This is a genomic window from Cytobacillus sp. IB215665 (assembly GCF_033963835.1).
Classification (GTDB): Bacteria; Bacillota; Bacilli; order Bacillales; family SM2101; genus Nanhaiella.
In genome coordinates this window covers 1-13035 of the sequence record NZ_JAXBME010000026.1, presented here as the reverse complement: position 1 = coordinate 13035, position 13035 = coordinate 1, and the positions used below count along the sequence as shown (strand labels likewise).

General features: G+C 33.2%; 13 protein-coding genes and 1 other annotated feature. Of the genes, 9 read left to right on the top strand and 4 right to left on the bottom strand.

Going from position 1 to position 13035, the window contains the following annotated elements; translation table 11 throughout:
* Positions 1-285 precede the first annotated feature (285 nt).
* Together SLH52_RS21385 and SLH52_RS21380 are read left to right on the top strand one after the other, a co-directional pair.
* Positions 286-726 (top strand): GyrI-like domain-containing protein, encoded by a 441-nt coding sequence (locus tag SLH52_RS21385; RefSeq protein WP_320211231.1) that lies wholly within the window; start codon positions 286-288, stop codon positions 724-726.
* 241 nt (positions 727-967) lie between these two features.
* Entirely contained in the window at positions 968-1300 is a 333-nt protein-coding gene (locus SLH52_RS21380) for a hypothetical protein (protein WP_320211230.1), read from the top strand.
* Between the two features lie 286 nt (positions 1301-1586).
* Here SLH52_RS21380 and SLH52_RS21375 read toward each other — a convergent pair whose 3' ends face one another.
* The 4 genes from SLH52_RS21375 to SLH52_RS21360 form a co-directional block, all read right to left on the bottom strand.
* Positions 1587-1778, bottom strand: a complete 192-nt coding sequence (locus SLH52_RS21375; protein ID WP_320211229.1) for a YbxH family protein — start codon at positions 1776-1778, stop codon at positions 1587-1589.
* A 1318-nt stretch (positions 1779-3096) separates the two neighbouring features.
* On the bottom strand, positions 3097-3996 hold the full coding sequence (locus SLH52_RS21370) for a glycine betaine ABC transporter substrate-binding protein (protein ID WP_320211228.1): 900 nt from the start codon (positions 3994-3996) through the stop codon (positions 3097-3099).
* Positions 3996-4868 (bottom strand): proline/glycine betaine ABC transporter permease, encoded by an 873-nt coding sequence (locus SLH52_RS21365; protein ID WP_320211227.1) that lies wholly within the window; start codon positions 4866-4868, stop codon positions 3996-3998. The genes SLH52_RS21370 and SLH52_RS21365 overlap by 1 nt, the downstream gene beginning before the upstream one ends.
* A gap of 23 nt (positions 4869-4891) precedes the next feature.
* On the bottom strand, positions 4892-6097 hold the full coding sequence (locus tag SLH52_RS21360; RefSeq protein ID WP_320211226.1) for a glycine betaine/L-proline ABC transporter ATP-binding protein: 1206 nt from the start codon (positions 6095-6097) through the stop codon (positions 4892-4894).
* 266 nt (positions 6098-6363) lie between these two features.
* Between SLH52_RS21360 and SLH52_RS21355 the strand changes: the two genes are divergently transcribed.
* The 7 genes from SLH52_RS21355 (at position 6364) to SLH52_RS21325 (ending at position 12762) form a co-directional block, all read left to right on the top strand.
* Positions 6364-6897 carry a GbsR/MarR family transcriptional regulator gene (locus tag SLH52_RS21355; RefSeq protein WP_320211225.1) on the top strand — a complete coding sequence of 178 codons (534 nt, stop codon included), beginning with the start codon at positions 6364-6366 and terminating at the stop codon, positions 6895-6897.
* 573 nt (positions 6898-7470) lie between these two features.
* Positions 7471-8367 carry an AraC family transcriptional regulator gene (locus SLH52_RS21350; RefSeq protein ID WP_320211224.1) on the top strand — a complete coding sequence of 299 codons (897 nt, stop codon included), beginning with the start codon at positions 7471-7473 and terminating at the stop codon, positions 8365-8367.
* Positions 8368-8510: 143 nt separating this feature from the next.
* A complete protein-coding gene (locus tag SLH52_RS21345) occupies positions 8511-9392 on the top strand; it encodes an alpha/beta hydrolase family protein (protein ID WP_320211223.1) in 882 nt (293 codons plus the stop codon).
* A gap of 885 nt (positions 9393-10277) precedes the next feature.
* On the top strand, positions 10278-10478 hold the full coding sequence (locus SLH52_RS21340; RefSeq protein WP_320211222.1) for a hypothetical protein: 201 nt from the start codon (positions 10278-10280) through the stop codon (positions 10476-10478).
* Between the two features lie 141 nt (positions 10479-10619).
* Positions 10620-11003: a VOC family protein gene (locus tag SLH52_RS21335; protein WP_320211221.1), complete on the top strand. Its 384-nt coding sequence runs from the start codon at positions 10620-10622 to the stop codon at positions 11001-11003.
* 234 nt (positions 11004-11237) lie between these two features.
* Positions 11238-11454: a binding site (T-box leader), on the top strand.
* Positions 11455-11507: 53 nt separating this feature from the next.
* Positions 11508-11951: an HIT family protein gene (locus tag SLH52_RS21330; RefSeq protein ID WP_320211220.1), complete on the top strand. Its 444-nt coding sequence runs from the start codon at positions 11508-11510 to the stop codon at positions 11949-11951.
* A 1-nt stretch (position 11952) separates the two neighbouring features.
* Entirely contained in the window at positions 11953-12762 is an 810-nt protein-coding gene (locus tag SLH52_RS21325) for a protein phosphatase 2C domain-containing protein (RefSeq protein WP_320211219.1), read from the top strand.
* Positions 12763-13035: the final 273 nt, after the last annotated feature.

Sequence of the window (13035 nt, the reverse complement as noted above, 5' to 3'; positions counted from 1 at the left end):
CATTCCTAAGGGTTATACGTATGATAACAAAATGGAAATTTTGATAAATAATGAATGACAAAGATAGTCAAATATATAGTTAACAAAAATTAGTTTTTGTGCAGGATTCGTTAACAGAAGTTACCCTATTATTTTTAAAGACAAATACATTTTATAAAATATATGAAAAAAACTTTTGACATTAAACTAACTTCAAGGTTTAGGATATTCATATGGTAATAAAAACCTATTATTACCTAATACCAGTAAATGGACTCTAGAATTATATAATCAGGGGGAGAAAATATGGAATTTAAAAAGCTTGAAAAAACATTTAAAATTGTCGGAATGAAAAATAAAGGAGAATTCAAAAACTTTGGTAATGAAGTACCGATGAATGCTCAGAAATTTATGAGTAGGGTAGACGAAATCTCGAACCACACTGGAACAGAAATAGCCCTCTTCGAGCCTAAAAAGGGCGATGACCATCTTGAAGGAGAATATTATGTAGGAATTATTGTGTCGGATTTTATAACAGAACTTCCTTCAGACATGGAATATATTGAAGTAAAGGATGAATTCGTTGTAACGAGAGGGAGTATAATGGAAGTCGGTGAACTTCATTCTAAATTAGGAGAATGGGCGAAAGAACAAGGGTATCATAATAAGCAAAGTTCATACATAATAGAAACTTATCATCCTGTAGAAAACGGTGAAGAAGTGGAAATCTATATACCCATCAGCTAGTTACAAAAGAAACACATTAGGTATGGAAATATGATGGATGCTTACGAACAATCTGGCGCTAATCTAAAATAGAGATTAGCGTTTCCCATTAAAGAAGTTAGCATGGATTTTTTTTTACTTCTATACTATTTCTAAAATGTTTTGTTTATTAATATGTATATTTATTACCAAATATTTAGTAATGACAATTTAATTTTAATATTATAAGATTTAGCAAACTATTCATATAATGGAGGAAAGTATGTTTGCTACAGTAATGTGGTCAATTTATTTGATCTTTCTAGCAGCTTCAATGATTGTTTTTTTATACGTGGAGAAGCTTAAAACAAAAAGGCAAAAACTTGATTTAGTAATGCACATTATCACTTTTATTGGGCTATTTGGCTATGTATATAATATTCAAATGTTAACCCCTTTTATTTGGATGATAATATTTGTATGTGCATTAATATGGGGGATAACAGGAATGGTTTTTCCTCCAGGTTATATAAAAAAACCATCAATTATAGAAAGTATTTTTGGCATATTAATCAGTATTCCTCTTTATTATGGTTTGTATCAATATGCATTTTAAAGTCAAGTATCTATTCTTTAGAATTTGATACACAGGTGCAAGTACATAGTATGTATTACATTATAAACCGATATGACATCCAATTAAGGAATGATCACATACCGTTATGCTTGGAAATAACGGAGAAAGTAGAATCAATTTCATTGATCCGTAATCTTATAGCTACATAATGTAATAGTTGCCAGTGATTCGTTCCACTACATAGCGCATTTCTAGAGAAAGAAATGCGCATTTTTAAATGAATTGGGCAAGTGAAACGCAAGGTAGAAGAAACAATGTAAGGTAATCAGATTCCCCGCTCTTCACAATATTCATCAACTAGCTGTTCAATTTGATCAAGCTCTGGATATTTACCAGAAAAGGAGAATTTTACTTCATCAACAAGCTCCCCCATGTTATATACGTGAATTGCTCCATTTTTCTCAATTAAACTATATTCAGGCTCAAATCTATATCCATTCCGGTCTATTGCACCCATTTGTTCATAACCAGCTCCTTAAACGAAAGTTAACTTTGCATTTATTATTGCACGCATTATACATTAATAACCTCAATTCTTTCTGTCCATTCTTAGTTAATCAAAAATACCAACTAGAACTTTAAAACAAATAACTATTTGATGAAATCTATGATCACATTATAAAAGAAAGTTTTTCAAATAAATCAATACAGCGCCTTTCTCTATGGATGAGTCTATAAATTTGAATTTGTTAAATTGGTGATTGAGAAATAGCTATCTTACTTGAAAAGGAATTAGGTTGATCTAATTCCTTTAATGAAGAGAAGAGAGAAAAAGTTGAATAGCATAAGAAAATTGAATTTTCTATAAAAACCGTTTATAAATTCCATAAAATACAATACATGTAAATTATCAGAATTGATAAGGGGACAATACGGAAATGTAAACCTGCAACCTTTGATTTTCTAGGATTTACTCACTATTGCAGTAAAAGTAAACACGGGAAATTTAGGGTGAAACGGAAATCAAGTCGGAAGAAAGTACAAAGTAAATTGAAAGTGTCTAAAGAATGGTTGAAGAAGAATAGAAATAAAGGTATTCATATAATCATGGATAGATTTAGACGCTCACTTACAGGAAATTACAACTATTATTGCATTACCGATAACACCATAAATGTTAGCAGTTTCAAAGACAAAATCGAGAAATTACTCTTTAAATGGCTCAATAGAAGAAGTCAAAGGAAATTTTTTACGCGGGATAAATTCAGGATATTTCATGATAAATATCCACTACCTTCACCAAGAATTAAAGTGAATATATATGATTTAAGAAAAGATATTAGCTATAATCTGTGAATGATGATTAGGAGGAGCCGTGTGCATTAATAGTGCAAGCACGGTTCTGCGAGGGGATGGAGTACAATTTTCCGAAAAGTAGAAAGACTCCATTCTACTCAACTTTATACTGAAAAGCGTCTTTAATTATATTAAGGTACATTTCTTTACAGAAATAAGTATTCTATTAGTTCATAGTTTATTGAACAAAGATGTCGAAGTTATAAGGAGAGGATGTGGCAGCTCTTAACCTATGTAATTTAAATATCCACATTGAATAATTGAAGCTTTGCTTTTGAACTTAATTTGTTTCTTTAGTTATAATCGAAATTTTCCACTAGAAGACCTCTAAAATTAACCTCTTTTTCCTATTACTTTCATGAAACATTTACGAACACAAAAGCATCTAATGGAAAATAATTTATTTTTCATTAGATGCTTTACTTTTATGAGGACTTATTGGACAGCCTCTTTCACTTAGTATAGTGGTACATTATTTCTTATTTTTTTAAATCTTCAATAGAATCAATATCCATGTAGGCAGGTACAACTAGCCCAATTTTCGTTCCCTCTAGATTTGCTCCTAAATCTTCGAAGTCACCTTCATACTTATTGTAGTAGTCCTCATGAGTTGATGGTAACCATCCAGCTACATGAGCATCTACACTACCATCTGCAACACCCGTCCACATAGGTCCAGCTTCCACTTGACGTAAGGTTACATCATACCCTGCATCGGATAAAACTTTACTAACAACATTGGTACTAGCAATTTCACTAGCCCAAGCAACATAGGCAATCTCAATTTCATCACCATCAACAGGTTTTATACCCTCAGTCCATTTTTCTACATTTTCTTTATTTTCCTCAACCCATTTAGATGCAGCTTCCTCTGGTTTCATACCTTCCTCAATCATCACCATTACGTTTTCCATATCTTCTGAAGTCCAATTAAATTGGTCAAGAATTTGGTAAGCAACTGGATGATCTTCTTTAAGGCCAGTTCTTACAATTGTATGAATAGATTCAGCTTCACCAAATATTCCCTTAGGGTCTTCTAGGTATTTTAGATCAAACTTAGAAAACTTCCAATGTGGTGTCCAACCAGTGACGATGATAGGTTCTTCTTTTTCGTAAGCTTTTTTCAAAGCGGCGGTCATGGCTGCCCCAGAGCCTTCAATTAAATCCCAGTTTTCAAGTTCATATTGCTCAATTACCTCAGCTGTGGATTTCATCAATCCAGCTCCTGGATCAATACCCACAATTTCAAAGTCAACACTTTCTCCTACTGAAGATGCTGCATTCTCTTCAGTTTTATCTTTGTCATCTGCACCTCCACAAGCGGCTAAGCTTGCGATCACGGTAACAGCTAGTAAAAATAGAGACCATTTTTTAAACATTACATTCTTCCTCCTTGTTTGTTTTTTCCTATATTTTGGGTTAATCTATCAAGAATAATAGCAATAATAACAATAGATATTCCTGCTTCAAAGCCCATCCCTGTTTGAATTTGTGTAACAGCTCGATAGACTTCAGCTCCTAATCCGGGAGCTCCTACCATCGAAGAAATGACAACCATTGACAAAGATAACATGATACTCTGATTCACTCCCGCCATGATGGTTGGCATTGCTAATGGTAATTGTACTTTCAATAATCGTTGCCTTGTAGTAGAACCAAAGGCGTGTGTGGCTTCAATTAAATCATTTGGAACCTGCTTAATTCCTAGAGTAGTTAGTCGAATGGCAGGTGGCATAGCAAAAATAACAGAAGCCACAATCCCTGGGACCACACCAATATTAAAGAAAAATATAGCAGGTATTAAATATACAAATGCAGGCATCGTTTGCATTAAATCTAATATTGGGGTAATAACTCTATTTACTGTATTGTTTTGCGAGGCCCAAATTCCTATGGGAATCCCAACGATGATGGAGATCGCAACAGATGTGAGGACGAGAGAGAGAGTTTCCAACATCTCAGCCCAATATCCTAAGTTATCAATAAGTAATAGTCCAAATAAAGTAAATATCCCTAGTTTCCAGTTTCCAATTTTCCATGCAAATAAAGTAAAAATGAGCATGAGGAGGAAGGTACTTATAGCTTCATTTCCTCCAATATTTACGAAGTCTAGTTCAAGTACTTGTACAATTGCATCCACAAGCCATTCTAGCCCTTCTGATAGAGATTCAAAAAAACCTTCGAAATGATTGGTTAGCCATTCGACTGTTACATCTACCCAATCAGCTAAAGGCAATCTAGGCATTTTCATAGGCAATCGCCTCCTTATAAAAGCTAGTTCTCACTGTTTATGTGTTCATCGTTACCTGCAAGTCCTCCAAGGACTGCTCCTCGGATAAGAATGCCAGATATAACATTCTCCTCGTTTACGACAGCCATAGGTAAGGTAGTTGTAGCCATAAGCTCCAACACATTAGTTAGTAGCGTCTCTTTAGATACAGTAGAAATATCCTTTATTAAAATGTCCTCGAGATGCTGATTTTTTTCAATTGCTTTTAGGGCTGCATCAGCTGTGACAACGCCAAGTAAATGTTTCTTTTTATCTACAACAAAGATTGTGGAAATGCTCCTATCTTTCATTAGTTGTAGAGCAACACGAGGACCTTTATCTAGTTGAACCGTTTCAGGTGACTTCATCACATGTCCTGCTGTAAGAACTTTAGATAGATCAACATCCTCGACAAATCGTTCAACATATCGATTGGCTGGATTCATTAGAATTTCCTCTGGAGAACCAATTTGAACAATATTCCCATCTTTCATCAGAGCTATTCTGTCACCAATACGTAAAGCCTCATCTAAGTCATGAGTAATGAATATAATGGTTTTATTCATGCTAGATTGTAAGCTTAAAAGCTCGTCCTGCATCTCTTTTCTAATTAAAGGGTCAAGCGCACTGAAAGCTTCATCCATTAAGAGAATATCTGGATCATTTGCTAAAGCACGAGCTAAGCCTACACGTTGTTGCATTCCACCGCTCAATTGAGAAGGGTATTGATTCTCATATCCTTCTAGTCCAACGAGTCGAAGTGACTCAAGAGCTTTTTCTTTCCTTTCAGATTTACTTATCCCTTGTACCTCTAGACCGTACTCTGTATTTTGTAAAATTGTTCTATGAGGAAAGAGAGCAAATTTTTGAAAGACCATACTCATTTTTTTTCGACGAATACCTAGTAATTTGTCTTTAGGCATGCTTACTAAATCATCTTTATAAATGTAAATATTTCCACTTGTCGGTTCAATTAGTCTGTTAAGCAATCGAATGAGAGTTGATTTCCCACTCCCTGATAAACCCATAATGACAAAAATTTCACCTTTATATACATCAAAATTAGCTGAATTAACACCAACAGTAGCACCTGTATTTTTAAGGATGTCTTGTTTAGATTTTCCTTCCTTTAGCATGTCTAAAGCCTTTTTGTAGTTCTTCCCAAATACTTTTGTCAATTCTTTTACTGTTAAGATTGTTTCTTGAGCCATGCTCGTACACCTCTTATCTCAAATGTCCACTCTCTTATCTCTACCCAACAGTTTATATTGTATGCAACCATAAGTTTGATTACAAAGCGGATAAGGGAGTGTACAGCGTCATAAACTACGTACAGAATAGACTGTACAAACTGACCGTAGAGTACCTTACAATTCCTCTCATATTGTTTGAAATCCTTAGTATTTCGTTTCTTTACAATGTAAGAATAAATGAGTAGTCTATAATTACAACAACTTGGAATAGGGAGCGAATTGTTATGGACAAGGAAGAGAGACTTATAAAAGCGAGAGAACGAGTAATTGATTCTATTGCAAAAAATATGTCCTTATATGGTGTAACTCCATCAATTGGCAGGTTATATGGTTTGCTATTCTTTCAAAATGAACCTATGACGTTAGATGAGATGAAAGAAGCGCTAGGTATGAGTAAGACGAGTATGAGTACTTCAGTTCGTACATTAATGGATTTGAAAATGGTTGATAAAGTGTGGAAAAAAGGATCAAGAAAGGATCAATATGTAGTTGAAGACGATTGGTATCAGACCTTTATAGATTACTTTTCCATTCAGTGGAGACATGCAACTATGATTAATATACAAGCAATTGAGAAGTCTAAAAATGAAATAGAAGATATCTTATTAAGTACTGATATTGATGAGCAAATAAAGGTAGTAATTGAACAGGATTTAAACAAGCTTAATAAAGCGTTACAGTACTATGAATGGTTAAACCATCTCATTGATAACCTTGAGTCTCACAATATATTTGAGTGGATACCTAAACCAGATTAGAAAGACCGTGAAAATACCTTACTTAGATTGGTTTGGGATAATGTTTGTTCATATTACAACACTCCAGAGTGAGAAGATATATGATGGATAATGACTAGTAGCCGGCTAATGAACCTGGCAAATTACAGGAGATGAAATGGAGGTGAATGCTCTTTGTCAATAATATTGGAGCATTGCTTCGGTAAGAAGTCTTTCTCATATAAATAAGGTATATCCAGCTCCCTTATTTAAAAATATATATAAATTAGAAAAGACCGATAAATTATTTATAATTACTGTTTCTTGTAATAGGAGCTTGCTATTAGCAAGAAAACTGCTTAAACGTATATTCCCACATTAAGCCCCTTACTTTTATATATCATCATATTTTAAAGTACTTTTCAAATCTAGTTCGAAAGATTAAAAGAAATTTATGATTGCTGTTCCTCTTTACAAAAAATTCACATAAACGCCCTCTTAAATTAACAAACTCCTTTTCAATATTTCCTGCTTCAATATACAAAAGCAAAAAACATCAAGAAATCTCAAACTGAAAAAGATAGAATTAAACAAGAGAGGAGAGTTAGACCTTAAATGGGATATCATTATACGATTCAGAAAGTGATTGATTATATTGAGTTAAACCTACAAAATGACTTAACACTTGAAGAACTAGCCAATAAAGCTAACTTTTCAATCTATCATTTTCATAGAGTATTCCATACGTTGGTAGGAGCATCTGTAATGGAGTACGTTAGAAAAAGGAGGTTAGTACAAGCAGCTTATAAAATTTCCTGTACAGATATTCGAGTAATTGATATTGCTTTGGAAAATGGATTTAGGTCCCATGAAACGTTTACACGTTCTTTCAAAAAATTATTTAAAATGACACCTAGCGAATATAGAAAACGAAATATTAAAACACAATTATATCCAAAGGCAAATGTACTGCAGCGTCGATATAATCCCTATTTAGGCGGAATTGAAATGGGATTTCGTATTGTTAAAAAACTAGAATATAAAGTGGTTGGTTATGAGCTAAGAACGACAATAGATGATCGAAGGAATTTTAAAGAAATTCCACATTTTTGGGAGGTGTATAAAGAGCGAAATTTGGGCGGTAAGATAAAAAATTGTATTCATAGTGACAAAATGGTTGAGTTAGGCATTTGTACAGATTTTAATATAGAAACTGGAGAATTTATATATATAATTGGGGCAGAAGTGAATAATTTTGATCAAGTCGAGGAAGGTCAAACTTCTAGAATATTTCCAGAAACTGAGTTTGCTGTCTTTACTACACCAAAAGTAAAACCAGCAGATTTTAGTAAATCAATTCAAGAAACTTGGCGCGTAATATATGAAGAATGGTTCCCACACTCTGTTTATGAACATGCAGGTACTACCGAGTTTAGTGAGAGGTGTAATATAAATTCCCAAAATTTATTGCAAAATAATATTTATGTTCCTATAAAAAAGGTTTCGCTCTAAGTTAAATAATGATACTCAACTACAATTCTATAATTCTTATTTAAATAAGAATTCCACCTGTGGAATAGATTATTTTTACTTAAGGAAAGAAGGAGTTTAGATATTTCATTGAGTAAATTCTATATTAATAGGAGTTGAATTTTATGAATGAAGAAATGTTTGCTGGCTATCGAAGAGTCGAGCTTACTGACGAACAATTAGATATAACATTTTCAATATTTGTTATGTATCCAACGAGTATACCCGAAAAAGTGGATAACATTGGACCATATCAATTGAATATTTCGAGTGATGCTAAACCTCAAGAAGGTATGTTCAATTTGGTGTTAATATCTCATGGCACCGGTGGTTCACCTTTAGTTTATCGAACGATTGCTTCCCATTTGGCTCGCAAAGGATTTGTTGTAGGAATGATTGAGCACCCATTTAATAATATAAACGACAACACATTTGAAGGTACTGTGGATAACCTAACGATGAGGCCAAAGCATATTTCTATGGCGATTGATTGGTTCTTTAATAATGAAAATTTCACGAAAATTTTAAAACCTGATTCTGTCTCAGTTATCGGACATTCTATGGGAGGGTACACAGCATTAGCTGCAACAGGAGGAGTACCAACCTCTTTTCCATATGAATCTTCTGATGGAAAAGTTCATCTTATTAATGTTACACCAGATTACAGAATTAAATCTTTAATTCTGTTAGCACCAGCTTCAGTCTGGTTTAAAGATAAGGGTGCTTTGCAAGACATAAACATCCCTATTTTGATGTATGTAGGGGAGAAAGATCAAATTACACCTTATTTTCATGCAGACATTATATTGAATGGGATACCTGAAAGTACAACGATCCAACATACAATTGTTCAAAATGCAGGACATTTCTCGTTTCTTAGCCCATTCCCAAAAGAAATGACAAATTCATCTTTTCTTCCATCACAAGACCCACCTGGATTTAATAGAGAGCAGTTCCATCATGACCTAAATGAAGAAATATCAGAATTTTTATTTGAAAATCTATAATGAAAATAATGACATTTTTATATACTTAGAAGGGTGAATGTACTAACTCATGGTTATTCATGGTGAAAGAATGTTGTAAAGCTAAAATAATAGCAATAGCATTAAAAGACTGAGCACCAAAATTGACTGGTTGAACTCTTAATCCGAATGACCTCTGATAAAACATAAGAGTAGAGTTGATTTATATCTATTAAGAACTGTATAAAGAACCTGTAGGAAAGGTAGAAAATCCTTTAATGGCCCTTGCTAAATTTTCTACTGGTTATTTTTCTCGTACTCGATCTCTTCTTGTTCTTTGACTTTCTCAACTAATTTATAATAAACATGATGATCAATAAAGCTTATTAAGGAAATAAGAAAAGCATACAAACCTATTACTCTTTCTAATAGGAGTGTCTAACACGTACAACACTATTACTGACACGCTACCTATCAACACAACATAATTCAGAATCGACATCCCCCAACATTTACGCTCTGATAACTTCATTAACATTATTATTGTTTTGTTTTCTAACATAAAAACTACTTCCTTTCCAGATTCTCTTGCTATAATTCTAGCACTAGTACTTTTTATTTAATAAGTTGCTTCAACATGTTTTACTATAAATCTGAAATAAAGATAAGCATCTTTTTATACGCCATATTCTGTAAAAAGGGATTGCTTAAGTACTGAACATTTGAAATAATCGGTGTAAAGAATTGATTATTGTTTTCATATTAAGAAGCAAAACTTACACAAAATGAGTTCGTGGCATCTTTTCTTCTGGACAACTATGCCTAACAATACAAAGAAACTTTTTTTAGCACTAATTTGATAACAATAGCAACAATGTTTACGAAATGAGCCTTTAATGAATGCAAACGGTTGTAAAGGAGATATTTATGATTAAGAGAAAAGAATTCACAGCTAAAGAATATATAGACACATCTTTAGTTTACTTTATTATATCGGGAGTAATGTTTTTAGGAATGATAATTGCTATCTTCATTGAAGGTCTGGACAAAAGTGTCATACCAATACTTCTTTTGATAATAACATCTTTTATGGGGGGAGTTTCATACAGAAGGAAAGGAAAAAAATAAAGTTTGTAACGTGTATAGCTATATAAACTATTGTCATATTATTTAGTAATAAGAAGGATAAATGGTATCGAATTATCATCAAATCAAGTGTTATTTTATCAAGAATAGCATTTTGTTTGTAGACAAGGGAGGATTCAAAGTATGAAAATCGTTGTTACAAGTATATTCGTACAAGATCAAGACAAGGCACTAGATTTTTATTCAGGAAAGCTTGGGTTTGTAAAAAAGGAGGATGTTCCTGTGGGAGAATTTAGGTGGATAACGCTCGTTTCTCCCGATGAACTGGACGGTACAGAGCTTTTACTCGAACCGAATGAACATCCTGCCGCAAAAGAGTATCAAAAGAAGATATTTGCCGATGGTATCCCAGCAACAATGTTTGGTGTTGCAGATATTCAAAGAGAGTACAAACGATTAAAGGAAAAAGGCGTAGAGTTTTCTATGGAGCCAACAGCAATGGGTGAAGTCACAATAGCTATCTTCAATGATACATGTGGCAACCTAATTCAATTAGTGCAGAAGTAACCTATTACTAAATGATGATAATCGTCAAGGTTTTTTAATGCCACATAATCTAACTTGCTGAGAAATCAACTATATTTATATAAGAAAACACTACCTCGAGGACGTAACTTTCATTTGATAATGTGAGAAGTATCAACAAAATAAAAAAGTTAACAGAATTGAGTGAATTTAACTTTATAGAAAAATATTGACAAATCTGATTTCAATATATAGAATTTTAAAAAAATATATAAAATAAACGCTTTGATTAGGAGTAGTAAGGATAAGTTATTGTATAGAGAGCTGTCGGAAGGTGCAAGACAGTCAATAACATCCCCAACTCGCCTAGGAGTGGATAGATTGATATTTAAGTCTATACGGTTAACTTCCGTAACAAAGTCCTAAGATGTTTCGTTTAACGAAAATGAAGCAAGAAGAGTGGTACCACGATAAAAATCCTATCGTCTCTTTATGAGATAGTAGGATTTTTATTATATAAAAAAAGAATTTATGAGGTGAATTATTGTGGAAGATTGTTTTATTTGCAACAAGCATACTGGAAATATTCAAACTTCAGGAGTAACCATTTATGAGGATGATTATGTTTATGTTAGTCACATCGATCAAAATGGCAAACCACATTATTTAGGTCATATAATGATTGACTTAAAACGACACATTCCAACACTTGGTGATATGACAGTTGATGAAGCACAGGTATTTGGAATGGTCATGGCAAAAGTAAGCAAAGCTCTTATAGAAAGTGAAAATGCTGAACATGTTTATTCATATGTTTTAGGTGATGCAGTTCCTCATCTTCATATGCATATAGTTCCACGTTATCCAAATACCCCGAAAAAATATTGGGGACCTTCAGCTGTTTATGACTGGGAAAATGCTCCTATGGGTGATAACGTCGAGGTTGTAAGGCTGTGTAATCGTTTAAAAGCATATTTGGAGAATATTTGATATGGGAAATTCCATTAGTGAATTTAGTTGGGTTGGGAGCCAAGCAAATTTCGTAGACTTAATAAATGTAAATAATTTTAAGCAAGTATCATTAGGGCGGTTCGGTGGTAACTCCCTTGAAGGTCAGTATAAAAATGAAGATGGCTGCTTAATTTGGATAGATGAAAAAGCAAATTGGGAGTTTACTGTTATTTTAGATGCACACAATTCAGCCGAAAGTGCTGAATTAGTTTTAGAGCAATTCTCAAAGAGAAAGTCAGATATACTACTTATATTATCCTTACCATATGAACAGACATTAAAAAATATAGAGGGATCAATTCTAAACTTGTTCCAAGAAGATGCGTTTCTTACTGCTTGTCGAAAAGTTAAGGGGGAGACAGCTTGTCTGATCGTTCTAAGGAAGGATAAATATGTTTGGTGGTTTTCTATAGGAGATTGTATTTCTTACGTATTTCATCCAGAGCTTGCGAATCTTGGTCAGTATCAAATAAATCAACGGCAATTATACGAATGGGTTGGACTAGTCAACACATTTGACCAAGTAGTTCCCTGTTACAGTAGTGGTATAAGAGAACTAAGAAAAGGAAAGAATCGTATATTTTTAACAACTGATGGGCTAATTGAATGTCCTAAAGAACCTTACTCTTCTCCGAAAGAGATTTATAATGTAATGAAAAGTCAGCAAATTGATAAAGGAATTCTAAAATTATTACAAACTATTAAGGGAAATAATGTGATAGATAGTACAACAATTATTTCTTGGGAAGTGAAAGTAACAAAAGAAGTGGCAAGACCAAGTGAAGAATAAGTTTATTCAGCTTAAGTGAGCAGTTTCTTAATGTCCAGATAACTAATAACAAATGCCTCTATTTGTAAACTTTGCTACTATAGTTTCTATACTAGAAGATAAAGATATTGTTTTGCTTAACAGCCATCGTTTTACGGAAGAAAAGATGGTAGGAAATCGTGTTTATTTATTCGTATGAAAAGCAACAATCTATCGAAAACAGCCCTTCATCAATACCAGCTAATATAAGTCAATACATTTTAAGAAATCATAATAGATTTAAGATGATATAAT

Coding starts and splice junctions, on each gene's coding strand:
- SLH52_RS21385 (WP_320211231.1), top strand. CDS start 286: ATGGAATTTAAAAAGCTTGAAAAAACATTTAAAATTGTCGGAATGAAA.
- SLH52_RS21380 (WP_320211230.1), top strand. CDS start 968: ATGTTTGCTACAGTAATGTGGTCAATTTATTTGATCTTTCTAGCAGCT.
- SLH52_RS21375 (WP_320211229.1), bottom strand. CDS start 1,778: ATGGGTGCAATAGACCGGAATGGATATAGATTTGAGCCTGAATATAGT.
- SLH52_RS21370 (WP_320211228.1), bottom strand. CDS start 3,996: ATGTTTAAAAAATGGTCTCTATTTTTACTAGCTGTTACCGTGATCGCA.
- SLH52_RS21365 (WP_320211227.1), bottom strand. CDS start 4,868: ATGAAAATGCCTAGATTGCCTTTAGCTGATTGGGTAGATGTAACAGTC.
- SLH52_RS21360 (WP_320211226.1), bottom strand. CDS start 6,097: ATGGCTCAAGAAACAATCTTAACAGTAAAAGAATTGACAAAAGTATTT.
- SLH52_RS21355 (WP_320211225.1), top strand. CDS start 6,364: ATGGACAAGGAAGAGAGACTTATAAAAGCGAGAGAACGAGTAATTGAT.
- SLH52_RS21350 (WP_320211224.1), top strand. CDS start 7,471: ATGGGATATCATTATACGATTCAGAAAGTGATTGATTATATTGAGTTA.
- SLH52_RS21345 (WP_320211223.1), top strand. CDS start 8,511: ATGAATGAAGAAATGTTTGCTGGCTATCGAAGAGTCGAGCTTACTGAC.
- SLH52_RS21340 (WP_320211222.1), top strand. CDS start 10,278: ATGATTAAGAGAAAAGAATTCACAGCTAAAGAATATATAGACACATCT.
- SLH52_RS21335 (WP_320211221.1), top strand. CDS start 10,620: ATGAAAATCGTTGTTACAAGTATATTCGTACAAGATCAAGACAAGGCA.
- SLH52_RS21325 (WP_320211219.1), top strand. CDS start 11,953: ATGGGAAATTCCATTAGTGAATTTAGTTGGGTTGGGAGCCAAGCAAAT.